General features: G+C 40.7%; 22 protein-coding genes. 17 read left to right on the top strand and 5 right to left on the bottom strand.

Going from position 1 to position 24,540, the window contains the following annotated elements; translation table 11 throughout:
- Nucleotides 1–66: 66 nt before the first annotated feature.
- Complete coding sequence (locus tag ACH11B_RS21065; RefSeq protein WP_377608719.1) at nucleotides 67–1,362, bottom strand: TolC family protein; 1,296 nt, start codon at nucleotides 1,360–1,362, stop codon at nucleotides 67–69.
- Nucleotides 1,363–1,435: 73 nt separating this feature from the next.
- The gene (locus ACH11B_RS21060; RefSeq protein ID WP_289553260.1) at nucleotides 1,436–2,461 is read right to left on the bottom strand and encodes a LacI family DNA-binding transcriptional regulator; all 1,026 of its coding nucleotides are present in this window, start codon (nucleotides 2,459–2,461) and stop codon (nucleotides 1,436–1,438) included.
- A 257-nt stretch (nucleotides 2,462–2,718) separates the two neighbouring features.
- Here ACH11B_RS21060 and ACH11B_RS21055 point away from each other — a divergent pair, with 257 nt between their 5' ends.
- The 3 genes from ACH11B_RS21055 (at nucleotide 2,719) to ACH11B_RS21045 (ending at nucleotide 6,809) form a co-directional block, all read left to right on the top strand.
- Nucleotides 2,719–4,200, top strand: coding sequence for a xylulokinase (locus tag ACH11B_RS21055; RefSeq protein ID WP_377608721.1), 1,482 nt, complete (start codon nucleotides 2,719–2,721; stop codon nucleotides 4,198–4,200).
- Between the two features lie 32 nt (nucleotides 4,201–4,232).
- Nucleotides 4,233–5,561 (top strand): xylose isomerase, encoded by a 1,329-nt coding sequence (xylA, locus tag ACH11B_RS21050; protein WP_130855788.1) that lies wholly within the window; start codon nucleotides 4,233–4,235, stop codon nucleotides 5,559–5,561.
- A gap of 192 nt (nucleotides 5,562–5,753) precedes the next feature.
- A complete protein-coding gene (locus ACH11B_RS21045) occupies nucleotides 5,754–6,809 on the top strand; it encodes a sugar phosphate isomerase/epimerase (RefSeq protein WP_130855789.1) in 1,056 nt (351 codons plus the stop codon).
- Nucleotides 6,810–6,865: 56 nt separating this feature from the next.
- Here the strand turns inward: ACH11B_RS21045 and ACH11B_RS21040 are convergent, their stop codons facing one another.
- Together ACH11B_RS21040 and ACH11B_RS21035 are read right to left on the bottom strand one after the other, a co-directional pair.
- Nucleotides 6,866–8,740 carry a TonB-dependent receptor plug domain-containing protein gene (locus ACH11B_RS21040; RefSeq protein ID WP_377608723.1) on the bottom strand — a complete coding sequence of 625 codons (1,875 nt, stop codon included), beginning with the start codon at nucleotides 8,738–8,740 and terminating at the stop codon, nucleotides 6,866–6,868.
- Between the two features lie 122 nt (nucleotides 8,741–8,862).
- Nucleotides 8,863–9,819: a zinc dependent phospholipase C family protein gene (locus ACH11B_RS21035; protein ID WP_377608726.1), complete on the bottom strand. Its 957-nt coding sequence runs from the start codon at nucleotides 9,817–9,819 to the stop codon at nucleotides 8,863–8,865.
- Nucleotides 9,820–9,924: 105 nt separating this feature from the next.
- On the opposite strand from ACH11B_RS21035, the gene rpsT reads away from it, so the two are divergent.
- Entirely contained in the window at nucleotides 9,925–10,179 is a 255-nt protein-coding gene (gene rpsT, locus ACH11B_RS21030; RefSeq protein ID WP_013667210.1) for a 30S ribosomal protein S20, read from the top strand.
- A 52-nt stretch (nucleotides 10,180–10,231) separates the two neighbouring features.
- Here rpsT and ACH11B_RS21025 read toward each other — a convergent pair whose 3' ends face one another.
- Nucleotides 10,232–11,098 (bottom strand): DUF1080 domain-containing protein, encoded by an 867-nt coding sequence (locus ACH11B_RS21025; protein ID WP_377608728.1) that lies wholly within the window; start codon nucleotides 11,096–11,098, stop codon nucleotides 10,232–10,234.
- A gap of 177 nt (nucleotides 11,099–11,275) precedes the next feature.
- Here ACH11B_RS21025 and radC point away from each other — a divergent pair, with 177 nt between their 5' ends.
- From radC to ACH11B_RS20960, 13 genes are all read left to right on the top strand, one after another.
- Entirely contained in the window at nucleotides 11,276–11,977 is a 702-nt protein-coding gene (radC, locus tag ACH11B_RS21020; protein WP_013667208.1) for a DNA repair protein RadC, read from the top strand.
- Nucleotides 11,978–12,040: 63 nt separating this feature from the next.
- Nucleotides 12,041–12,259: a hypothetical protein gene (locus ACH11B_RS21015; RefSeq protein WP_013667207.1), complete on the top strand. Its 219-nt coding sequence runs from the start codon at nucleotides 12,041–12,043 to the stop codon at nucleotides 12,257–12,259.
- Nucleotides 12,216–14,615 carry a phenylalanine--tRNA ligase subunit beta gene (gene pheT / locus ACH11B_RS21010; protein WP_377608730.1) on the top strand — a complete coding sequence of 800 codons (2,400 nt, stop codon included), beginning with the start codon at nucleotides 12,216–12,218 and terminating at the stop codon, nucleotides 14,613–14,615. The genes ACH11B_RS21015 and pheT overlap by 44 nt, the downstream gene beginning before the upstream one ends.
- Nucleotides 14,616–14,641: 26 nt before the next feature.
- A complete protein-coding gene (locus ACH11B_RS21005; protein ID WP_013667205.1) occupies nucleotides 14,642–14,950 on the top strand; it encodes a hypothetical protein in 309 nt (102 codons plus the stop codon).
- Between the two features lie 36 nt (nucleotides 14,951–14,986).
- Complete coding sequence (locus ACH11B_RS21000) at nucleotides 14,987–15,277, top strand: cell division protein ZapA (RefSeq protein WP_041387595.1); 291 nt, start codon at nucleotides 14,987–14,989, stop codon at nucleotides 15,275–15,277.
- A gap of 331 nt (nucleotides 15,278–15,608) precedes the next feature.
- Entirely contained in the window at nucleotides 15,609–17,162 is a 1,554-nt protein-coding gene (gene rny / locus ACH11B_RS20995; RefSeq protein ID WP_013667203.1) for a ribonuclease Y, read from the top strand.
- Nucleotides 17,163–17,315: 153 nt separating this feature from the next.
- The gene (locus ACH11B_RS20990; protein WP_013667202.1) at nucleotides 17,316–17,843 is read left to right on the top strand and encodes an Mpo1-like protein; all 528 of its coding nucleotides are present in this window, start codon (nucleotides 17,316–17,318) and stop codon (nucleotides 17,841–17,843) included.
- A 143-nt stretch (nucleotides 17,844–17,986) separates the two neighbouring features.
- Nucleotides 17,987–18,979 (top strand): glycosyltransferase family protein, encoded by a 993-nt coding sequence (locus ACH11B_RS20985; RefSeq protein WP_377608734.1) that lies wholly within the window; start codon nucleotides 17,987–17,989, stop codon nucleotides 18,977–18,979.
- The gene (locus ACH11B_RS20980; RefSeq protein ID WP_013667200.1) at nucleotides 18,976–20,310 is read left to right on the top strand and encodes a GH1 family beta-glucosidase; all 1,335 of its coding nucleotides are present in this window, start codon (nucleotides 18,976–18,978) and stop codon (nucleotides 20,308–20,310) included. Before ACH11B_RS20985 ends, ACH11B_RS20980 begins: the two co-directional genes overlap by 4 nt.
- Before the next feature lie 303 nt (nucleotides 20,311–20,613).
- Nucleotides 20,614–21,327 carry an FKBP-type peptidyl-prolyl cis-trans isomerase gene (locus tag ACH11B_RS20975; RefSeq protein WP_157622266.1) on the top strand — a complete coding sequence of 238 codons (714 nt, stop codon included), beginning with the start codon at nucleotides 20,614–20,616 and terminating at the stop codon, nucleotides 21,325–21,327.
- A gap of 5 nt (nucleotides 21,328–21,332) precedes the next feature.
- The gene (locus tag ACH11B_RS20970) at nucleotides 21,333–22,229 is read left to right on the top strand and encodes an aldo/keto reductase (protein WP_377608737.1); all 897 of its coding nucleotides are present in this window, start codon (nucleotides 21,333–21,335) and stop codon (nucleotides 22,227–22,229) included.
- A gap of 29 nt (nucleotides 22,230–22,258) precedes the next feature.
- On the top strand, nucleotides 22,259–23,116 hold the full coding sequence (locus ACH11B_RS20965) for a sugar phosphate isomerase/epimerase (protein ID WP_289553249.1): 858 nt from the start codon (nucleotides 22,259–22,261) through the stop codon (nucleotides 23,114–23,116).
- Between the two features lie 396 nt (nucleotides 23,117–23,512).
- Nucleotides 23,513–24,430: a DMT family transporter gene (locus ACH11B_RS20960; RefSeq protein ID WP_377608739.1), complete on the top strand. Its 918-nt coding sequence runs from the start codon at nucleotides 23,513–23,515 to the stop codon at nucleotides 24,428–24,430.
- Nucleotides 24,431–24,540: the final 110 nt, after the last annotated feature.

Raw genomic sequence — 24,540 nt, 5'->3', positions numbered from 1 at the left:
AATAAACTTGGTTAATATGTTAGTTGAAGCTTACTTTCTTATACCTATTCAATTTTTCCTATCCAGCTACAGATCCTTGCCAATTATATAGGTCAGTTCGCAAGCCTGTAATTGAATATCCCTTTTCGTTTTGTAGTACAATTGTTTATTGCTTTTAAATGAATCGAAGAGATCAAGAAATTCAAGCAGGCTTAGGTTGCGGCCGAGTAGATTATTGGCGATAGATGATTGCATTTTTTCTAACTGAACAAGGTAATTGGCATCGAAACTTCTATAAAGCTGAATCCGCTGGCGGATGTTTTTGTAGGCCTCGTCCAGCTGATTGCGAATGGCGTTTCTCTTTTCCTCCGTCAACTGCTCCTGCTTTTTCATCTCAATTGTGGCATACTTAATATTGCCTTTGTTTCTATCAAACAAGGGTAAATCGAACGAAATACCGGCACCGAAAAAATTGAACATCGTAGAACCATTGCGATCATAGTTTAAATTAACAGTCAGGTCTGGAATCCTTTTTGCTTTTTCAACAGCCAATGTAGATGATGAAACTTCTTTTAGACTATTGGCAATCTTAAGTTGACTGTTATGATGATCAGCCATTTCAAGCAATGCCGTATAGGGCATATCGGACCATTTATTAATCGTCTTTTCGTTAAGTTTATTGTCATTTAGTACAATGAAGGTAGAACCACTAATGGCCATAAGCGTTTTTAGATTTGATTGCAACTTATTGCGTTCTTCGCTAGTTTCATTAAGCTCACTGAGCAGCTCAATTCCAAGCGCCTTTAGGCGTAGATAGCTGGCTTGCGATATATTTCCTTCCTGCAGTTGCGCCTCCTGTGCCTTTACTAGCTTGTTAACGAGCTGTGCTTGTCGTTCCAGATCCGAAAAAGTTTCCTGATTAAATAATAAATTAGCCAGAAGCGCCCTAAACTCTACTTTTAATGATTGTAAAAAGTCGATGAACGTATTTTCCGCTAATTGTTTATTGCTAACTTCAAGGCTTATGTTTTTCTTTCTTTTCCTAGCCGTTAAGATCAATTGTTCGAGTTGTACGGTAAATTGTTGATTGCGCGCAAAGCTTCCGAATAGGGGCGGAATGGATTCGGATGTAGAATTGCGATTCAAGTTGATTTCATCAATACTCAAGTTTGGGTTTGGCCAAACTTTCGCTTGCAGTATCAAAGCATTTGCCTGATCGATATTTAATCGTTCGGCTATCAATGATAAGTTATTGCGAAGAAATAGCTGTTCCGCTTCTTCGGGATATATGCGGAGCGTATCCGGTTTTATCTGTCCGTAAGAGACGCTACAAATGGAAGAAAGAAAAAATATAACCAATAGAATAGGTGTCTTTGCCGTCATTATCATTCATTATAATGCAGCAAAGATGAGGCACGCCTTATTAGGAATACTTTATAAGTATATTAGAGTTAGATTAAAGTTGTGGGCCTTTTGAACTTTCCCTTACGATTAGTAAGGGGTCAAGCTTGATTCTTTGCGGGGCCATTTTATAAAAACTTCCCTCTTTTAACATCGTCAAAAATAACTGTGCTGTCTCTTGTCCCATCAAATGCGTTTGTTGATCAATGGTTGAAAGAGATGGCGTAACCAGACTGCCGAAAGCTTCGTTGGCAAAGCCTATTACACCTACTTCTTCCGGTATTCTGATCTGTTGTGATTTTAACTGCTGTATAACTCCCATAGCAGTAAAGTCTTCTAGTGTAAAAATAGCATCAAAGTCGATGCCTCTGCTTGTCAACTCCTTTACACAGTCTTTACCGAAATTCAGCGATAAGTTGCCCTTAAGAATTAAATCCTCGTTAACGGGAATATTATAGGCTTTCAAAGCATCTAAATAACCTTTTAGACGTTCCTTAAAAATGGATAGATCCCTTGTTTCTGTAATGTGGACGATCTTTTTGTACCCAGATTGGATGAGGTGTTCTGTTGCCATATAGCCACCTTTGTAATCGTCTATAGTAACGGACGGTGCATTCAATTGATATAACGCACGATCGAAAAACGTAAGCGGAATATTTTTCGAGATAATTTCCTCAAAGATGGTACTATCTTCACGGTCGATAGCAAATGAGGTAATGATGCCATCAACACGCGAATTAAGCAGCGTTTCAATACCTTTGTCCTCTTTTTTATAGGATTCCTGCGATTGGTATAAAAGTATCGAATATCCATGTTGGTTCATAATAGATTCAATACCATGTACCACTGAGCTGAAGAAACTAACGTCCAACGAAGGGACGAGGACACCGATGATATTACTTTTGCCCGAACGTAGCGAAGAGGCAATCTTGTTTTTACTATACCCTAGTTTCTCGGCTGTCTTCTTTACAGCTTCTTTTGTTGATTTACTAATAGCAGGATGATCATTTAAGGCCCTTGCAACAGTTGAAAATGTGATGTTCAGTTCTTTGGCAATATCCAGTATAGTGACTTTCTTCATTCGGTAATATAATATTTAAACTTGGGTTGCCGGAACTAGACCACCAAAGCAAAGATCCACGGCTATTATAGAAAATATACGAAATAATTTATCAAACATAGAAAAAATGAAGGTGATATGCAATTTTGCTATATAGCAGCGGGCGATATCATTGTGAAGCCAAAAACAATAAAATAATACGCTGCCTATTGCAATTTTCATTCTTTAGTTCTATTTTTATGCCAACGTTAGCATTAACCTAAGTAAACTGAAGATCTATGTTATTATTAGGAATAGATATTGGAACATCTGCTATTAAGATATCAGTGGTAGACGCTGACAAGCAAAGCTGTGTCGCCTCGTTAAGATATCCCGAAGAAGAGGAGACAGCGATTTTAACTCCCGAGGCAGGCTGGGCGGAGCAATCACCCGATATGTGGTGGGAGCATGTTCAACAAGCGATCCGCTCATTAAACAATCAAAAATGTTATAACCCGCAAGATATTAAGGCTATTGGTATTGCTTATCAAATGCATGGATTGGTCATGGTTGACAAAGCGTTAAATAATCTTCGTAACGTGATTATCTGGTGTGACAGTCGGGCTGTTTCAATAGGAGAGAAGGCTTTTCGTGCATTAGGAGAAGAAGCCGCTCTTGCTAGCTTGCTCAATTCTCCCGGAAATTTCACCGCTGCTAAATTGGGATGGATAAAAGAATATGAACCAGTTCTATATGATAGCGTATATAAAGTAATGCTTCCAGGCGATTATATTGCCATGAAATTAACAGGAACCATTACGACAAGTATTTCAGCTCTTTCTGAAGGGATATTTTGGGATTTTCGGAACAAGCGATTATCCAAAGAACTTATGGACTATTTTGGCTTTAGAGAAGATCTAATACCAACAGTGGCACCCCTTTTCGGGGAACACGGCAGGCTTAGCAAGGAGATAGCCGATAAATTGGGTCTTGCTGCCGGTATTCCTATAAGTTATAAGGCAGGAGACCAGCCTAATAATGCATTATCCTTAAATGTTTTAAATCCGGGAGAGGTGGCCGCAACGGCAGGCACATCCGGCGTTATTTATGGTGTAAGTGACCAACTTGTTTATGATCGCCTCTCGCGTGTGAATACATTTGCTCACGTCAATTACGGGTTAGATGACCCGAAGGTTGGTGTATTGCTTTGTATAAACGGCACAGGGATTTTAAATAGATGGGTTAAAGAACAATTCGGAAAGGGACTTGATTATGAGGATATGAATAGGCTGGCTTCGACAGTTTCCTTAGGAAGCGATGGACTTAAGATACTGCCATTTGGAAATGGTGCCGAACGGATTTTGGAAAACCGTATACTTGGTGCGCACTTAGCCAATCTGGATTTAAATAAGCATCAGCGTGAACATGTATTTAGAGCTAGCCAGGAGGGAATTGCCTTTGCTTTTCGATATGGTCTTGATATTATGAGAGAGAACGGTATGTCTCCCGAGGTGATACGTGCGGGTAAAGCTAATTTATTTTTAAGTGACCTATTCACACAGATTTTTGTGAACGTAACGGATACCCCCGTCGAACTTTACAATAACGATGGCAGTGTTGGAGCTGCGCTTGGAGCAGGTATTGGTGCCGGCGTTTTTAATTCATCGAAAGAGGCTTTTCAAAACGCAAAAGCACTTAGGGTAATTGAACCAAATCCCAACTGGAACTATGAGGAGGAATATGGTCAATGGCTGCATCTATTAGAGAATCAAATGAAATAATGTATTATAATAAACTAATAAATAGATATCATATGTCAATTATTATTGGAGAACGCGAGTATTTTAAAGGAATCGGACAAATAAAGTATGAAGGTCCGGAAAGTGATAACCCATTAGCTTATCGTTGGTACGATCCTAACCGGGTAGTAGGAGGTAAAACCATGAAAGAGCATCTTCGCTTTGCTGTAGCCTATTGGCACTCATTCAACGGAACGGGTTCGGATCCTTTTGGTGGTCAAACGCATGTGTTTCCGTGGGATGAGCACGCAGACGTAATTCAGCGGGCAAAAGACAAAATGGATGCCGCATTTGAGTTCTTTACCAAAATTGACATGCCATACTATTGCTTCCATGATGTAGATGTAGTGGATTATGGAGATAATGTTATGGAAAATGAAGAACGTCTACAAAAATTAGTCGCTTATGCAAAAGAAAAACAACAGGCTAGTGGCGTAAAATTGCTATGGGGGACGGCTAATCTCTTCAGTCATAAACGCTATATGAACGGCGCTGCAACGAATCCTGATTTCCATGTAGTGGCACACGCGGGCGCACAAATCAAAGCGGCGCTCGACGCAACAATCGCTTTAGGTGGTGAAAATTATGTCTTCTGGGGTGGTAGGGAAGGTTATATGACCTTGCTGAACACGGACATGAAGAGGGAACAGGAGCATTTGGCGAAGATGTTACATATAGCAAAAGACTATGCACGTTCGCAAGGTTTCAAGGGCACCTTCTTCATTGAACCCAAACCTTGTGAACCTACAAAACATCAATATGACTACGATGCCGCGACTGTTATAGGTTTTCTACGTCAATATGACTTGTTAAATGATTTTAAGCTAAATCTGGAAGTGAACCACGCTACCTTAGCAGGACATACTTTCCAGCATGAGCTACAAGTAGCTGCGGATGCGGGATTATTAGGTTCCATTGACGCTAACCGTGGCGATTACCAAAATGGATGGGATACGGATCAGTTTCCGAATAATATCAACGAACTGGTGGAATCCCTGTTGATCATTTTAGAGGCGGGTGGTTTTGCTGGAGGCGGTATTAACTTTGACGCTAAAATTAGACGAAACTCAACCGATCCGGCCGATTTATTCTACGCACATATCGGTGGCGCAGATACTTTTGCACGTGCTTTATTAGTGGCAGACAAAATTTTAAAAAACTCTGACTATACTAAAATAAGAAGAGAGCGCTACCTTTCTTTCGATAGCGGTGATGGCAAAGCCTATGAGGAAGGAAAGCTATCGTTAGCGGATCTTCGAAACCTGGCGATTTCGCTTGGTGAACCGAAAGCAATCAGTGGTAAACAAGAATATTTGGAGAATCTGATTAATCGGTATATTTAAAAATGTACTCGGAAACCCTGCCCCATAAGCAGGGTTTTTGGTTTGCTCAAAAAAATGTAATATATTGAACCCTCAGTATTAGAAAAGCCAACAAAAAGTAAAATTTGGAATGAAACCGAGACGTAAATAATATTGACACATAGAGCAATATTATTTACGCGAGCTCTCATCAGCAATTAAAAAAAATAATAGATGAAAACAATTAAAGGACCAGGCATTTTTTTAGCACAATTTATTGGAGAAAATCCACCATTTAATACCCTAGATTCTATTTGTAAGTGGGCTAAAGATTTAGGGTTCAAAGGTATACAAATTCCCACATGGGCGACTTCTTATTTCGACTTGCAAAAAGCCGCTGAAAGCAAGACCTATGCTGATGAAATAAAAGGGCTTGTAAATAGTTACGGTTTAGAGATTACGGAGTTATCAACCCATTTACAAGGACAACTGGTAGCAGTGAATCCCGCATATGATAAATTGTTTGACGGCTTTGCTCCGGAGAAGTATCATAATAACCCGAAAGCTCGTACCGAATGGGCGGTTCAGCAGCTCAAATATGCAGCGAAAGCCTCACAGCATCTTGGCCTTACCGAGCATGCTACTTTTAGCGGTGCCTTGCTGTGGCATACCGTGTATCCTTGGCCGCAACGCCCTGCGGGTCTAGTGGAAGAAGGCTTTAAAGAGTTGGCTAATCGATGGTTACCCATCTTAAATACATTTGACGAAGCTGGTGTTGATTTATGTTACGAAATTCATCCGGGGGAAGACCTACATGATGGTATTAGCTACGAGATGTTTCTAGATAAAGTCGATAACCACAAAAGAGCTTGTCTTTTATATGATCCATCTCACTTTGTACTTCAATGCTTGGATTACCTAGCCTATATAGATCATTACCATGAGCGTATTAGAATGTTTCATGTAAAAGATGCCGAATTTAATCCAACAGGTAAACAAGGTGTTTATGGAGGATATCAGGGTTGGGTTGAACGTGCGGGTCGATTCAGGTCGTTAGGCGATGGTCAGGTAGACTTTAAGTCAGTGTTTAGTAAACTCACCGCGTACGATTTTAGCGGATGGGCTGTTATGGAATGGGAGTGCGCACTAAAACACCCCGAAGATGGTGCTAAAGAAGGGGCTAAGTTTATTAGTGAACATATTATTCGAGTAACGGATAAAACATTCGATGATTTTGCTTCTACCGGGGTGAATGAGAAACTCAATAAAGAGATACTAGGAATCCGCTAGATCAAAGAGTAGGAGGTCGTCTAGAAAGTAGTTTCCGGACGACCTCTTACTTAGATTTAGAAACTGCAATTAAATCCGAGATTAAACCACCGTCCCGGCAGCGGAATAGCTGATGCTTCAATATAGCTCGTATCGAATATATTATTGGCGTCTAAGAACAGTCTGTACTTCTTCCAGTTATAGCTCAGTTTTACATCTGTTAAAAAATAATTTTTATAACTTATCCGCTCAACAAAACGTTCTGATATACTGAATGATATAGGTTCTGATCTAAAGCTTAATTGCAGTGCTGCTTGATGCCTTAAACTCTCAATGGCGTATTTGGACATAACAGGATCCCGGTAAACTGCCTTTACCTTGGGATCTAGGTAATTATAGGCAAGACAGAGATACCAGTTACTATTAGCGAGGGTGCTCAATTGCCAATTGGCATTTACATTAAAACCCTGCACTTGATTTTGCATAAAATTGGAAGCACGCCAACTTTCATCGGTGTTAGCCCTTGTCCAATCAATAAAATCAGTTATTTTCCTGTAAAAATAACTGATGTTTACAAAACTACGCTCATTGTTATATTTTAATCCCCCTTCTGTATACCAAGCATTTTCGGAATTTAAATCGGGATTACCAACGTTGCCTCCACCATTGGTGTAAAGATCGGTAAAAGAAGGAATTCGCTGTCCCGAACCCGTGTTGATATAGAGACGCCAATGAGGAGCTAATTTATAGCCCAAGTCTAAGCCAGGGTATACCTGCCAGCCGAAATGTGTGTTATAATTCAAATAGGCGCCGATATTAGCTGTTAATCGTTCCGAAAATTCAGTTTCATACTCGGCGTACAGGCCATAGTTATTTCGTTGTCGATCACCCATATTCGTACTGATGAGAAATTCATTTCGCAACTCTATGCCTAATCCTAATACACCTCTTCCTGTGCCATAGGTAGCATTGAACTCTGTGTTAACTACATGAGAGTGGTGTAAATTTCTGAACAAGCTTAAATTATATTGGTTGTAACGATAGTCGTCATAATTATATCGATAACTCAGTCGCGGTGAAAACTTCCATCGATTTAAAGTGCTGCTGGTAAACCCAAGCGAAAAAAGGGCGGTTTGTACAATCTCCTTTGCTTCTTTGTCATTTGGCGGAGCGTAGAAAGCATTGGCTCCAAAATTATTATAGGTATAGCCTCCCATGAGGTTCCACAGTCCCTCATGATGGTTTTTTATCTTTCCTTGATAAAAAATCTTGCTGTTATTGTAGGGCGTATTATAACGATATCCATTTCCGGAATCATGACTTCCATATACGAGATGCGTCGCAGTACTACCTGCGAATCCGGTGCCCAATTGGATAGTGCGTCCGTTATAAAGGCCGCTGCCTTCTTCCTTGCTTTTTAAACTGGAAGCGAGTTGGACAGTTCCCTCGTAGAAATCGTTATCAGGTGTTCGGGTGACGATGTTAATGGCTCCGGTTAAACTATTTATACCATAGACACGAGCCGCTGGCCCACGGATAACTTCCACTCGTTCTATGGCTCCGATAGGAATTGGGATATTCATGGAATGGTGTGCGGTTTGTGGATCATTTACTTTAATACCATTGATCAAAATCATCGTTTGCTCGAAAGTACCCCCATCAATACTGATATCCGCTTGTGCACCCCACGGACCTCGCTGTCGAACATCCACACCGGGTATAAAGCTGAGCAACTCACTAACCGAACGCGCAGGTAAATTTTTTATTTGCTCTTTCGTTAGGATATTGATATTTCTGTTTTGTTCCGAAAAAGGTGTCTGAAGGCGATTTTCATTAATAATCACTTCATTTAGTGAAGTAGTCACGGTATCCGTGTCAATAGATGATAGGGGCGATTGTGCTAATAGGGCCTTTGTAAAGAGGCAAAAGACTATAAACGTAAAAACTCTCATGACAGCTAGGTGTTTTTAAAAGTGCTTCTTCCGGTTTCTCATAGTAGAAACCGGTGCAAATTAAACAGCTATTACGTTAGATTAGGTAGTCCGGTTTTAATATTAGAGGTAGTCCGGATTACTTATTGCCATTCTTCCCTGCCAAAGGCTTTACCATTAGGGGGGATGCTATCTTTTTCGGGATTAACCAGGTGGCGGCTATCAATTTTTAAAAGATTTTCCAGATCGGGCTGCCCGGCATCGATCCATGCCGAATACCAGAAACTGCCGGTAGCTAAGATTGATTTCCTCATCTGTCTTTCTACCATTCCGCCCAATGATCGATGATAAGCTGTTGAGTAAGAACGGGAATAGACCCTTTCCAATGTACGTAGTCGGTTTTCATAGGTGTATTTTTTTTCCTTGGGATGCCGATCGTTAAGCGTAGATTCCAAAGTCAACACGCTGTCGACGAGTAAAAAACTTTGCTGGACGATTCTCCAAGCCTCATCTAGCGGATCTGCAACATACCGGGCACGGCCGACAATAAAATTATATTGATGAGCAAACAATTCAGGAAGACGGCTTTCCCAGAACGCGTGGATTCCGACTTGATTGGTCAATTGACCATTGTAATTGTGCGTCGTATGAAGTGGAACATGTGCGTCGGCAATATAGTGCCCCAAGTCAGCAGAATATCGTAGAATCTTCGATAGTTCACCATCGCTAAAGGCTTTTGTTAAAAGACGGTAGGTTCGATCGATCTGCCAAGGCACAATACCATGGCTGTTGAGTGTATCCTCGCCGTACTTTGAGACAGCTTCCGACCAATGCTTCGGTAAACTATCAAATGGATGGCTTCCATAAGCATCGATGTCAATATAGTGTCGGGCCGCCTCGTATTCATTGGCATATCTTCTTTTGTCAGCATCCACCGCGTGTTCACTTAAATACAACAGATGTTTTTTGTAAAAAGGAGCCAATTGGCTTGGTAAGGTGAAAACGGCTAAGCGATTGATCTCTGTGTGGGCATAAAAGCCCCAAGAACTTAAGAAAAATATGGTTGTACAGGCTAATAAAAATGTCAGGATACGATTCATAAGCAAGATTCGTTTCAAACTCTTTTTAAAACTTTTTTGTAATATCCAAATCTTAATTCTATATTTGCAGTCCGAAAAAAAACATTAAGGATTAAAGGCTAAAAAATGGCAAACCATAAATCTTCAATTAAAAGAATTAGAGCTAACGCTGCGAAGCGTTTAAGAAATCGTTACCAAGCAAAAACAACGCGTAACGCTATTAAGAAATTACGTGCGACAACTTCGAAAGAGGAAGCTGCTACTTTATTACCTCGTGTAATATCAATGCTAGATCGTTTAGCAAAGAAAAACGTGATTCATAAAAACAAAGCATCTAACAATAAGTCTAAATTGACGAAGTTCGTTAACGGTTTAGCTTAAGATATATAGTTTAAGATTTTTGGGGTTGGGATTTTTTCCACAACCCCTTTTATTATTTGGTGGCCCTTTCACGAATTTCCTTCAATATACCATCCAACTTTTTTGGATCTTTAGCATAAGGTTCTAAATCAATAATAGCAACTTTTCTAAATTCTATTGGATGGCTTTCGCTTTGCAGGGAAAAATATCCGCTGCTCAGCAATTTCCCATCTTGTTTCACTTTAGGGTCGTAATTGCTAACGCCACCACCATTTATCGTCGGCTTGGTATAAACCATTACGGTATCACGATTGATGATATGTTTGATAATGGAATCACCGAGCACTAGCACATCCGCAGTAACCCATTGATCACCGGCATAGGTCTTTGAATTAGAGTTCAAACAATGAGGCGTATATTGCTCATTTTTATAAACGACCTCGGTACCCGGCGTGCATAAATTTCCGGTGCTTCTTTCTTCTTTTCCATTCCCGCCAAGAAGTTGTGCTTCAAGAGAAATCGGAAAGTCTTGATCTTTTAACATAGTATGAGGTTCCTGCCCATGAAGCATAATACCGCTGTTTCTCCAGGCCCAACCTTCACCGCCTTTTGCTTGCTCACCAACAAATCGATATTCAACTCTTAACAAATAATAAGAATACGGTTTATTATAAAAAATATGTCCGTACTGTTGGTCGAACTGATCATATCCTTCGTAGCCTACCTTGATAACGCCATTTTCCACCCGAAACGTGTTAGCATAATTTTCGCCAACCTCATGTTTGGCAATCTTTACCGTCCAATCATCAAGGTTTTTTCCGTTGAATAAATCAACCCAAGACGGTGTTTCCATTTTTGCTTCTTTCGATTGAATGTGTTGACAAGCCGATAGCGTTCCGCCGATCAATGCGCACATTCCTAGCTGTAGTAATTTGTTCATTGCTTATAATTGCGTAAATTAAGGCCTAAAATAGTAAACTTAGATGAATTTGCTACTATAAGATTTGGGTTTTAGCTATCGGGAGGAGGAGAGAGGATTTCCAACCGAAATTTGCTATCTTAGTCCTATAAATTTCACTGAACCTGAAAATCTTTTTTAAACCTTAGAATTAAAATTATGCAGGAAACCTACACCAAAAGAATGCGTTTAAAACAATGGGCAGAACAAGACAGACCAAGAGAAAAGTTATTATTAAATGGCCGTCGTTTACTCAGTGACGCTGAACTGATAGCCATTTTAATAGGCAGCGGATCAAAAGAGGAAACCGCTGTTGAGCTCAGTAAGCGTATTTTAAGTGATGTGGAAAACAACCTGAGTGACTTAGCGCGATTAACCCTTGCAGATTTATGCAATTATAAGGGAATAGGAGAGGCGAAAGCTATTGCCATCATTGCTGCTTTGGAGCTGGGACGACGGAGAAAAGAGAATGCCTCGGTACTAAAGCCTCAAATTGAGAGTAGCGAAGATGCCTATCAGGTGTTGCAATCGGTTTATGCTGATCTATCTCATGAGGAATTCTGGATTCTGTTATTAAATACAAATAATAGGGTAATTGCAAAGGAATTAATAAGCAAAGGTGGGAGCGGTGTGGTGGCTGTTGATGCCAAGGGTGTGTTTCAAGCGGTATTGCAGGCAAAGGCAACGGGTTTGATCTTAAGCCATAACCATCCTTCCGGCTCGCTGAGGCCAAGCATGGCAGACAAACAGCTGACGAAGAAAATTGTTGAGGGAGGGAAACTGCTTGACGTTAGGGTACTGGATCATCTCATCATTTCCGATGAAGGCTATTACAGCTTTTTAGATCATGGGGATATCTAGTAACCGAATTCAAGTTAATATTCGTGATCTATCTTATCTCAAAGTACGATAAAAATAAAAAATATGCTAAGTTTGCAACAATTTTTAGCGTTGCAACCGGTGGGACGATTAACAGGTAGCCTGTTTATTGCAGCCTCCGTATTGAGTCTGGATTTAATAAACTTTTATTGGCGATATTTATTTAATCTGTCACCCAAGCAACGTCGAAATAAAAAAGCAAAGAAAACAGACTATTTCCATGAAGATATCGTACAACTGGCTCAAACAATTTATATCTACTGATAAAAACCCGAACGAACTTTCACAAATATTAACAGATATTGGTTTAGAAGTTGAAGGTGTTGAAGAAATCCAGGGCATTCCTGGGGGTTTGACAGGTTTAGTGATCGGAGAGGTGAAAACTTGCCAGCAACACCCAAATGCTGATAGACTGCGTATTACTACGGTCGATGTCGGGGAAGCTTCTTTATTACACATTGTCTGCGGGGCCCCAAATGTCGCTGCCGGCCAGAAAGTAGTAGTAGCAACCGTTGGTACAACGGTTTACCCATTGGAGGGTGAACCTTTTAAAATCAATAAATCGAAAATAAGGGGAGAAGTTTCCGAAGGGATGATCTGCGCGGAGGATGAAATAGGTTTGGGCAAATCGCACGAAGGAATTATGGTATTGCCCGCTGACGCACCCGTTGGAAGTTTGGCTAAAGATTTTTTCGGCGTAAAAGACGATTATTGCTTCGAAATCGGGCTGACGCCGAATCGTGCTGATGCCGCCTCTCATTTAGGGGTTGCTAGGGATGTAGCGGCTGTTTTGAGACAGGAAGTAAAGTTGCCGGATATTAGCTCCTTCAAAGCGGGATCGGGTCGTTTGATGCCTGTCACTGTGGATAACACCAATGCTTGTAAGCGTTATTCTTCCCTGAGTATTAGTGGCGTAAAAGTTGCCGACTCACCTGAGTGGTTACAGGAAAAACTAAGGGCAATTGGCTTAAGACCCATTAATAATATTGTTGACGTCACCAATTATGTCCTTCACGAGCTAGGGCAACCACTGCATGCATTTGATGCAGATAAGGTAGCAGGTAGTCACATTATCGTTCGCAACGCGAAAGAAGGCGAGGCTTTTGTTACATTAGACGAGGTAGAACGTAAGCTATCTGCGGAAGATCTTATGATTTGTGACGAGGAGAAGCCCCTATGCATTGCTGGCGTATTTGGCGGACTAAATTCAGGTGTTACCGGAACGACTATGAATGTGTTTTTGGAAAGCGCCTATTTTGATGCCGTTTCTATTAGAAAGTCGTCAAAGCGACATAACTTGAAAACAGATGCTTCGTTCCGATTTGAACGTGGTACAGATCCCGATATGACCGTTTATGCGCTTAAACGGGCTGCGTTGCTAATGGTGGAAGTCGCAGGTGGAGAAATATCTTCCGAGATATCAGATATTTATCCTGCTCCGGTAAAACCTTTTGTTTTTGAGGTCAATCCGGACAACGTTCGACGTTTGATCGGTAAAAATATCACTGACGAAAATATTGTTGATATTTTACAGGCATTGCAAATACAGATAGCAAGCAAAGACGCAGGCGTTTTGACGGTTTATGTTCCGCCCTATAAAGTTGATGTGACGCGGGAGGTTGACATTACCGAAGAAGTTTTGCGCATTTACGGTTATAATAATATCGAGATGAAGCAGCAAATCAAGGCTTCATTGAATACTTCTGCAAAACCAGACAAAGAAGTGATTCAGAACCTCGTTGCGGATACTTTAATAGCCAATGGATTTATTGAGATTTTATCCAACTCGCTTACTAAATTAGCCTATGCCGATAATGAAGAGACAGTGGTTAAGATACTAAATCCCTTAAGCAGTGATTTGGACGTCATGCGACAAAACTTGCTCTTTTCCGCATTAGAAGCTGTTGCATATAATCAAAAGCGAAAAAATCCCGATTTGAAATTATTTGAGTTCGGGAAGACTTATCATATGGTAGACGGCGTTTACGAAGAAGAACAGCAATTAAGTTTAACCATTACGGGCGCTCAACATACCCAGCAATGGAACCAACAGTCGCAGCCCGTTTCTTTTTACGATATAAAAGCAGCAGTTGATGCCTTAGTGAAGCGTCTTAACATTCGCGATCTCAAAACGGAAGACTTGGAGAGCGCGCATTTTTCATATGGCCTACAATATGTTAAAGGACAAAAGACCTTAGTGAAATTTGGCGCAGTTTCTACAAAGGCTTTAAAAAAAGCCGATGTGAACGGCACGGTATATTATGCGGTATTCAATTGGGAATTACTACTAAAGGCCATCCGTAAAAATAAAATCACCTATAAGGAAGTAGCCAAATTTCCTGCGGTAAGAAGAGATTTATCGCTATTGATTGATCAGCAAGTAACCTTCGACGCTTTAAAGAATATAGCCGAACGAACCGAACGTAAACTTCTCAAATCAGTAGGTGTTTTTGATGTTTATGTAGGTGACAAGTTGCCGGCGGGAAAGAAGTCCTACGCTTTGAGCTTTGAGTTGCAAGACGAGGAAAAAACCTTAACAGATAAACAAATTGATTCGGTGATACAAAAATTAATACTTAACTTTGAAAAAGAAGTAGGTGCAGAAATTAGAAAGGGATAGAGGCTAACTAAAAATGCTAAATAGAGATGTCAACGGTTTCAGCGCAATTAGATAATGTCGTAGAGAAAACAGCAAAACTGATTGAATTATGTTTATCTTTACAAGAAGAAAACGACATGCTTAAATTGGAGAATCAATCCATTAAAGTAGCATTTGAAGCGTCCAAAGATAAAAATAAGGATCTGGAGGAGAAACTGAAGGCGCTAACTGTTGCCCGTTCTTTGGAAGGCGCACCGGTAGAAAAGGAAGTCATTAATGAAAAAACACTTGACATCAAGCAAAAAATTAACGATTTTGTGCGAGAAATAGATAAATGTATTGAGTTACTAAAATAGAGTAACCCAAATTATATAGTGAATCAAGCTCATTCTATGGGAGATATTTCCATAAAAATAAATATTGCAGACAGGATATATCCTTTACGGATAGAGATGGAAGAAGAAGAGATTATCCGTCATGCAGCGAAATTAATTAACGACCGTATAAAAGATCTACAGGAGAATTATGCGGTAAGAGATAAGCAAGATCTGCTTTCGATGGCTGTATTGCATTATGCTACAGCAGCCTTAAAGGCAGAAAAAAAGGTGAGAGAAGAGGATACAAGCGTATCCGATAAAGTTTACCAATTAGATCAATTGCTATCGGAGTTTTTTAAAGATTGATTCGTTCTTTTGAAATATAGAGCTATAAGATTTAACCGCAGTTAATTCGGGTTTCACTATTTTTAAACTTAACACTTCAATATAAAGAAGCGTAAATAGACATACTCCATTTTGCTTTCGCCACCTGGAGATAGTTAGTACGCTAAACCTGTATATAGAAGTTTAAAATAATTGGAACCTATTTTTAACTGCGGTTTTTTTTTGCGTAAACCTTCCTGACCTTATGGGAAAGGTGTTGGTTTTGCACGATGATTAAGCAATCAACGGTTCTAGAAACGGGGATAGTATGATCCCCCGGTTCTATTATCAACTAAATATATATATAAACAACATGGAAATAGTAATTTATGTGTTATTAGGTTTGGCTATTGGCGTATTGATCGGACGCTTTTTACTCCGTAGCTTACTTAAGAAGCAAGAAATTGCAGCACAGAATAAGGTTAAACGTATCTTAAAAGAGGCTGAACAAGAGGCGGAGATGCTGAAGAAAAATCGTTTATTGGAAGCAAAAGAAAAGTTTCTTCATTTAAAGGCCGAACATGAACGGGAGGTTAACCAAAAAAATAATGCGATCAATCAAAAGGAGAACTCACTTCGCCAAAAAGAACAATCACTTAATTCCAAATTAGAGCAAGTTAATCGGGAAAAGCAAGAGCTTGATAACGTTAAGAAAAATCTGGAACGTCAGATTGAGCTGAACAACAAAAAACAGGATGAGGTGGAGCATTTGAAAATGCAGCACATTAAGCAGTTAGAAACAATTGCGGGTTTATCGGCGGAAGAAGCGAAAGAACAACTGGTAAATAACCTAAGAGAAGAGGCACGGTCGAAAGCAATGATCCAGATAAAAGACATTGTAGATGAGGCCAAACTCACTGCCAGTAAAGAAGCAAAAAAGGTGGTCATTCAAACTATACAGCGTACGGCTACCGAAAGCGCTATCGAAAATACGGTTTCCATCTTTAACATAGAAAATGATGAAATCAAAGGACGCGTTATCGGTCGTGAAGGACGTAATATCCGTGCATTGGAAGCAGCTACTGGCGTAGAGATCATCGTTGACGACACGCCTGAGGCGATTATCTTGTCCGGGTTTGATCCGGTAAGAAGAGAGATTGCGCGGCTTGCTTTGCACCGATTGGTTACAGATGGACGTATTCACCCCGCCCGCATTGAAGAAGTTGTAGCGAAAACCAAAAAGCAGATAGAAGACGAAATTGTAGAGATTGGCGAACGTACTGTTATTGATTTGGGCATCCATGGTTTACATCCGGAGTTGATCCGGATGGTTGGCAGAATGCGTTATCGTTCCTCGTATGGGCAAAACTTGTTGCAGCACTCGCGCGAAGTGGCTAATTTTTGTGCAACCATGGCGGCTGAATTGGGATTAAACGTAAAACTCGCAAAACGTGCCGGCTTATTGCATGATATCGGTAAAGTGCCTGACGATAATCCTGAATTACCTCATGCGATTTTAGGTATGCAATTGGCCGAGAAATACAAAGAACACCCTGAAGTTTGCAATGCTATCGGAGCTCACCACGATGAAATTGAAATGACTTCGCTTATTTCTCCAATCGTACAAGCATGTGACGCGATCTCCGGTGCAAGGCCTGGAGCGAGGAGAGAAGTTGTTGAAAGTTATATCAAGCGTTTAAAGGAGTTGGAAGAGCTAGCACTTTCTTATCCAGGCGTGGAAAAAACGTTTGCGATACAAGCCGGTAGGGAATTGCGTGTGGTGGTAGAAAGTGAAAAAGTTACTGATGCCCAGGCAGAAATATTAGCGGCAGATATATCCAATCGTATACAAACCGAAATGACATATCCCGGGCAGATTAAGGTTACGGTTATCCGCGAAACCCGATCAGTGGCCTTTGCAAAATAAATAATACAAGGAGGTTGTTTAAAAAGGCCTTTTCTTGACATTTTTTCGATTGCTTGCTCATCGCTGGTAGGCAATCGAAATAAGTTGAGATATGAGTACACGGTCGAATGAACATCGGGAAAGCTTTTAGGCATCCTCTAAATTCTTACTCTTATGTCAAAACAGCTTAAGTCGGCGAAGCAGATACAGACAAAGAAACGCCCTATTGATCTTTATTTTGAGCAATATGCTGAACACCACCAACATTCAAGCAACAAACTGATTCATTGGATCTGTGTTCCACTTATAACCTTTAGTATTTCCGGGCTTATCTGGTTCATCCCTTTTCCACATCTTGAATTCTTAGGGCGTTATAATGGTTTTATTAACTGGTTTACCATCGCAATGGCACTGGTGGTTTACTACTATCTCCGTTTAGCTCCTACGTTATCTTATGCGATGCTTTTTAGCTTTGGGGTTTTCAGCTATATTATCGTACAACTGGAGTATTGGGAAAAAGCAGGAGGGCCTGCACCCTGGTTGATATGCCTGATCATTTTTGTTATAGCCTGGATCGGACAATTTATAGGTCACAAAATTGAAGGTAAGAAACCCTCGTTTTTGACAGATATCAAGTTTCTTTTAATCGGTCCGGTTTGGTTATGGCATTTTATTTTCAAAAGGCTAGGAATACCGTATTAAGGTTTAAGGTCTTAGGTATTAGCTGTTAGGTCTTCAATCCTAACAACCAATAACCGGTAACCAACAACAAACAAACAATTTTGGTTACAAATAATTAACTTTAACCTAACCAAAAGATTAAGTATAGTACTTATCATTATCAAATGAAGATATTGTATGCTGTACAGGGAACAGGTAACGGACATTTAAGCCGGGCGATGGATGTGATCCCTTGTTTAAAAAAACGGGCAGAGGTAGACATTCTCGTGAGCGGTATCCAAGCCGATTTAGATTTGCCTTTTGAGGTCAAATATCGTAAGCACGGGCTTAGCTTTATCTTTGGAAAAGCAGGCGGTGTCGACCTCTGGCGAACTTTTATGAGTAATAAAGTTCGAGATATCGTAAAAGAGGTAAATGAAACGCCTGTTGAGGATTATGATCTCGTGATTAACGATTTTGAGCCCGTAACTGCCTGGGCTTGTCATTTACGCGAGCATCCTTGCATCGGCATGAGTCATCAATCAGCTGTTTTGGATTCCAAATCGCCAAAGCCTGAAGAAGTGGACATGATGGGTAAGTTTATTTTAAAGCATTATGCCCCGGTAGATGTAAGTTACGGTTTCCATTTTCAACCTTACAGTCCCTCTATATTTACACCGGTTATCAGAAAGCAAATCCGGGAGCAGGAAATCAGTGATAAGGGGCACTATACGGTGTACCTACCGGCCTATGATGACGCACGTCTATTAAAAAGCCTGCTACGCTTTGATCAAGTTCAATGGGACGTGTTCTCTAAGCATAATCGAGTGCCCTTTTCACTCAAGAATGTGAACGTTCAGCCTATTAATAATCAGAAATTTGTGGAAAGTATGGCCTCTTGCCATGGTATTTTATGCGGGGCGGGCTTTGAGACGCCTGCTGAAGCGCTTTTTTTGGGTAAGAAGTTAATGGTTGTTCCGATGAAAAATCAATATGAGCAACATTTAAATGCGGCGGCGTTAATGCAAATGGGCATACCGGTTATCAAAAATCTCAAATCAAAGAATGATGAAGCTATTGAGCGCTGGATAAATACCGATCAGGGGGTAAAAGTTAGTTACCCCGACAATACACAAGAAATTGTAGATAAGATTTTAGCCACGCATCTCCATATATGAATCGCAGCTTATTTGGTGAAGAGTTTATCTGGGGCGTATCTACGGCCGCTTATCAGATAGAAGGGGGGCATAATGCTGACGGGAAAGGCCCATCCATATGGGATGTTTTTAGTAAAAAGAAAGGAAAAATCAGAAACGGGCATCATGCGGAAGTTGCGTGCGATTTTTACAATCGGTATGAAGACGATATTTTACTAATGAAACAGCTGAATATCCCGCATTTTCGCTTTTCCATTGCTTGGACACGTATACTGCCGGAAGGTGTGGGAGAAATTAATCGCGAGGGTATCAACTTTTATAACCGGGTCATTGATACGTGTATCCAACATGGAATTACACCTTGGGTAACCTTATATCATTGGGATCTTCCGCAAGCACTGGAAAACAAAGGTGGCTGGACCAACCGTTCCATTTTAGAATGGTTTGAGACCTATGTCCGTTTATGTGTTGATTCTTTTGGCGATCGTGTAAAGCATTGGATGGTTATGAACGAGCCGGTTGCCTTCGTTGGTGCGGGCTATTTTTTCGGAAAGCACGCGCCGGGACGGTGGGGCCTCCGCTATTTCCTTCCGGCGGTGCACCATGCTACGCTTAGCATGGCCCGAGGGGCCAAAATTATAAAAGAGCGTTATCCTACGGCAATGGTAGGCACTACTTTTTCACATTCGGTGCTCGAGCCCATATCCCTTAAGACGAGACATATCCATGCACTTAGAAGGGCAGATGCAATTATGAATCGCCTTTTTTTAGAACCTATCTTAGGGATGGGATATCCCATCGACGCTGTCAAAGCACTTAAAAATTTAAAGAAATATATACTTCCAGGCGACGAAGAGAATATCGGTTTTAATTTCGATTTTATAGGACTTCAAACTTATACACGAGAGGTTATCCAATTTTCAATGCTGATGCCTTATGTGTGGGCTAACATTGTTGAACCTCGCAAAAGGGGGGTAAAACACACGACGGCGATGGATTGGGAAATTTACCCGCCGTCTATCTATGAGGCACTTAAGCGGTTCCAGAGCTATCCTAACATGCCTCCCATCATTATTACCGAAAATGGAGCAGCATTTAAAGACGAGGTGATCGGTGATCGTGTCTATGATGCGGAACGGACAAAATATTTACAAGATCACATTCAGCAGGTCTTGCGCGCTAAAGTGGAGGGAGTAGATGTGCGTGGCTATTTTGTATGGACCTTTACCGATAATTTTGAATGGGCGGAAGGATACCATCCGCGCTTCGGTCTGGTGCATGTCGACTTTGAAACGCAAAAACGTATCGTTAAAGAAAGCGGGAAATGGTATGGAGAGTGGTTAAGTCGTTGATTTGTTAAGTAGGGTCTTAAGTGATGAATGTTGAATGTTGAATGTTGAATGTTGAATGTTGAATGATGAATAATGAATGATGAATTTTTGCGTAGAGTAGAATAGTTCATGCCTATAGCTTAATATAGACATAGGATGTAAGACAGGAAGTGTTGATACTTGATACCTCCTAAGACATAGGAAGGGAAGAAAACGCGCAACCCACAACTCGCAACTTAAAACTACTCCCTTAACTATTTTCCCACTAACTATTTTCCCACTAACTATTTCCCCACTCAACTAATTTTTTTATGTTTGCCTATCATGATCAAACCATTAATTATCGCGGGTCTTGTAGCTGTGTCGGCACTTCCTACATTCGCGCAGCAAAAAACGAAACAAAAAATAATACCCAAGCAAAATAAAGTTACACCCATGTTCGAAAGTAAAATCGACTCAGCTTCTTATGCCTTTGGTTTAAGTATGGCAAGAGATTTAAAGAAGAGAGGATTGAAAAATCTAAACGGAAAATTAGTAGCACAGGCTATCGAGGACTATTTTTCAGAGAGTCCTATCCGTATAAAAGAAGAAGATGAATATAAGGCTATCAGCGACGTGTTAACAGCGGCAGCAGAAGATTTAAAGAAAGAGCAAACAGCTGCGGGTGATTCCTTCTTAGCACAAAACAAAACGAAAGCAGGGGTTCATACTACAACGAGTGGTTTGCAATATGAAATTATTCGGGACGCTGTCGGACCGAAACCATTGGCGACAGATTCCGTTACCGTAAACTATAAGGGTGCACTTTTAAGTGGAAAAGTATTTGATAGCTCTTACGATCGGGGCGAACCGATTTCATTTCAATTAAATCGCGTTATTCAGGGATGGCAGGAAGGCTTGCAGCTAATGCCTGTTGGGTCGCACTATCGCTTCTATATACCCTATCAATTAGGATATGGAGAGCGCGGTGCCGGAAACGATATTCCTCCATTTAGCGTTTTGGTATTTGATGTTGAGCTGCTTAAAATAGGAGGCTAGTATTCATGAATGCGCTTGGAAAATCCGATTTAAAAGTTAGCGAAATCAGCTTTGGCTGTATGTCCTTAGGAGAAAACCAATCGCATGCAAGTCACTTATTACGTAAAGCTTTTGACAATGGCATTAACTTTTTCGATACGGCCGATCTCTACGATAAAGGGATGAACGAAACCTATGTTGGCGAAGCGCTGAAATCGGTCAGAAAAGAGATTGTTCTTGCCACAAAAGTTGGAAATCAATGGCGACCAGATGGAAATGGCTGGGAGTGGAATCCTTCGAAAGAGTACATTCTCAAAGCGGTAGAGCAAAGCCTTCGACGTTTGCAGACGGACTATATCGATCTGTACCAGCTTCATGGCGGTACCATAGAAGATCCAATAGATGAGACGATTGAGGCCTTCGAACTATTGAAGCAACAGGGTAAAATTAGGTGGTATGGAATTTCATCGATTCGACCAAATGTCATTCGCGAATATATTAAGCGATCTAGTATTGTGTCGGTGATGATGCAATACAGTCTGTTGGATCATCGTCCGGAAGAGGAGATACTGAAGTTGTTAGCTGATCACCATATTAGTGTAATCAGTAGAGGAGCTTTGGCTCAAGGAAGATTGCTTGGAAAGAAAGAAGGAGATTATTTGCAATTCAGTTCGAGTGAGGTACTCAAAGCCGCTAAAGCCATTCATAAACTAGCCGGAAAGTTGGATACATCGGATACTGCTGTGGCATTAGCCTATGTACTCGAAAATCGGGCAGTAGCTTCGGCCGTAACAGGCTTTCGTACAGAAGAGCAGTTGGATCAAGGGTTAAGCATTCTGAAAAACCGGCCGAAACTATCACCTGATGAACTGCAGGTGTTAAGAACGCAAGTCCGAAGCTTTACCTACGATAGCCATAGATAGAATAAACCCACAAACCAAATAAAATCAAGATGAACTATAAACAACATGTATGGAGTAGCCTGATTGCTATCGTAGCAATCGTTTTTACAACAAGCGTTTTAAAAGCGCAAGATAGGCCGGAAGAAAAATTAGGTTGGAAATTAGGCGCCCAGGCCTATAGTTTTAACCGATTTACTTTCGCCGAGGCAATTGCTAAAGTAGATAGCTGTAAATTGAAGTATATTGAAGCTTATCCGGGTCAAACTATTGGTGGTGGGATAGAAGGTAAAATGGATTTCGCCATGAGCAAAGAAAAAAGAGCGCAGGTTTTGCAATTGTTGAAAGACAAAGGAATTACCTTGGTTGCTTTCGGTGTTGTAAGCGCCGATTCGCCGGAAGCTTGGCGTCAACTTTTTGAGTTTGCCAAAGCCATGGGTATTAAAAATATCAATACTGAGCCTAAGCAAGAAGATCTTCCTTTAATCGGAAAGTTGGCTACTGAGTTTAAAATCAAAGTATCCATTCACAACCATCCGAATCCAACCCACTACTGGAGCCCTGAAATTGTGTTAAATGCTATCCAACTGGCAAACAGTAAATATGTAGGCGCCTGTGCCGATATTGGCCACTGGGTACGTTCCGGTTTAGATCCCATAGAATGTCTACAAAAGTATAAAGGACATATCAACCATTTACATTTTAAAGATTTGAACGAAAAATCCAGAGATGCACATGACGTACACTGGGGTACCGGTGTAGGAAATATAAAAGGGGTGATGCAAGAATTAAAAAACCAAAAGTTTAAAGGGATGCTTTCAGCGGAATACGAATACAATTGGTTAGCCAATTCTGTAGATATCGCGGCTAGTGCTGAAAACTTCCGCAAATTAGTGAAAGACTTAGAGTAGGATAAGTTTAAGCTATACGTTGTAAGTTATACCGTATAGAATGGAGCCATTGCACACTGCAGTGGCTTTTTTATTTACAAATCAACGTAAAATTTTTTTTGAAGCTATCGTGTCACAGCAAGGCGGGGCTTTCGTTTATTTATTACAAACATTTCCACTGATTTTAAATACATCAAGAATTTATTATATTCGCCTTAATTATCATATATTCTTATGAATAAACAATTTTCCTCAAATACGCCCCCTCCGGTAGCCTAAAGGCTAAATAACCGGATTTATCATTTTCATGTTCTCACTTTTTCAGTGAGGGGATATTGTCTACATTTTCATGTGACCATTCAAGGTTGTTTGGCCTCTAAGCAGGTATTAACGTAATTATTTTCTAACAATCTTGAAATGACAAATTTAAAATACATCATAATGGTCTTAATGGGAGGCATCATGTATGGTACGATGTCCTCGTTCGTAAAGTTATTCTATTCACGCGGGTACCATGCCGCTGAACTATCCTTTTCACAAGCATTCTTGGCAGCAGTATTTCTCGGGACAGCCCAATTCCTTTTCCGTAAGGGAAAAGTACGCCTCGCACGGAATGAATTTATATCTCTCTTAGCAACAGGCGGAGCGATTGGTCTCACCAATTATTTATACTATCAGTCCGTAAGCTATATTTCCGCATCACTTGCTATCGTAATTCTTATGCAGTTTACATGGTTCAGTCTATTACTGGATTGGACTGTGTTCGGTAAAAAGCCAAATAAGTCGGAATTGCTGACGGTTGTTTTCATTCTTATCGGCACGGTTATGGCCGCAAACCTTTTCGGAGAAGATGTCCAATCCCTCTCGTGGATCGGTATTGCCTTGGCACTTTGTTCATCGTTGACCTATGCCATCTATATCGTTGCGAATAGTAGGGTTGGCCACGCGGTGGGCTGGTTGCCTAAAAGCATGGTAATCATGACGGGTTCTGCATTGACTATTTTTATCATCAATGTAAAAACCATTTTGGTGGGAAGCTATTTCAGCTATGAATTTGCAATGATGGCAGTTTTTCTTGCCATCATCGGAACGACCATTCCCACGGCGCTTTTTGCAACCGCTATTCCGAAGGTCGGGGCAGGCATCAGCTCCATACTAATGACGATCGAGCTTCCCGTTGCCGTCCTTTGCGCAAGCATCGTTCTGAATGAACAACTAGGGTTCGTGCAGATTGTAGGCATACTTGTGATGCTGGCAGCAATATCGACAATGAATTATTATAAATCACTAAAAAACAAAAAAGAAAAACAATCAGGTTCTGCATTGTCTCCATAATTTAAGCATTATATGTACCTGGTTTAGCCTTTTATCTATTTTAGTATGCTTTTACTGAATTGATTTGGGACGCGGTTGTTGCAAGCACTTAGATCCGACCTTGAGCCGTG

The sequence above is a fragment of the Olivibacter sp. EAT-5 genome, from assembly GCF_044784325.1.
In the GTDB taxonomy this organism is placed as follows: domain Bacteria; phylum Bacteroidota; class Bacteroidia; order Sphingobacteriales; family Sphingobacteriaceae; genus Olivibacter; species Olivibacter oleidegradans.
This window is presented reverse-complemented; position numbering and strand designations above follow the sequence as displayed.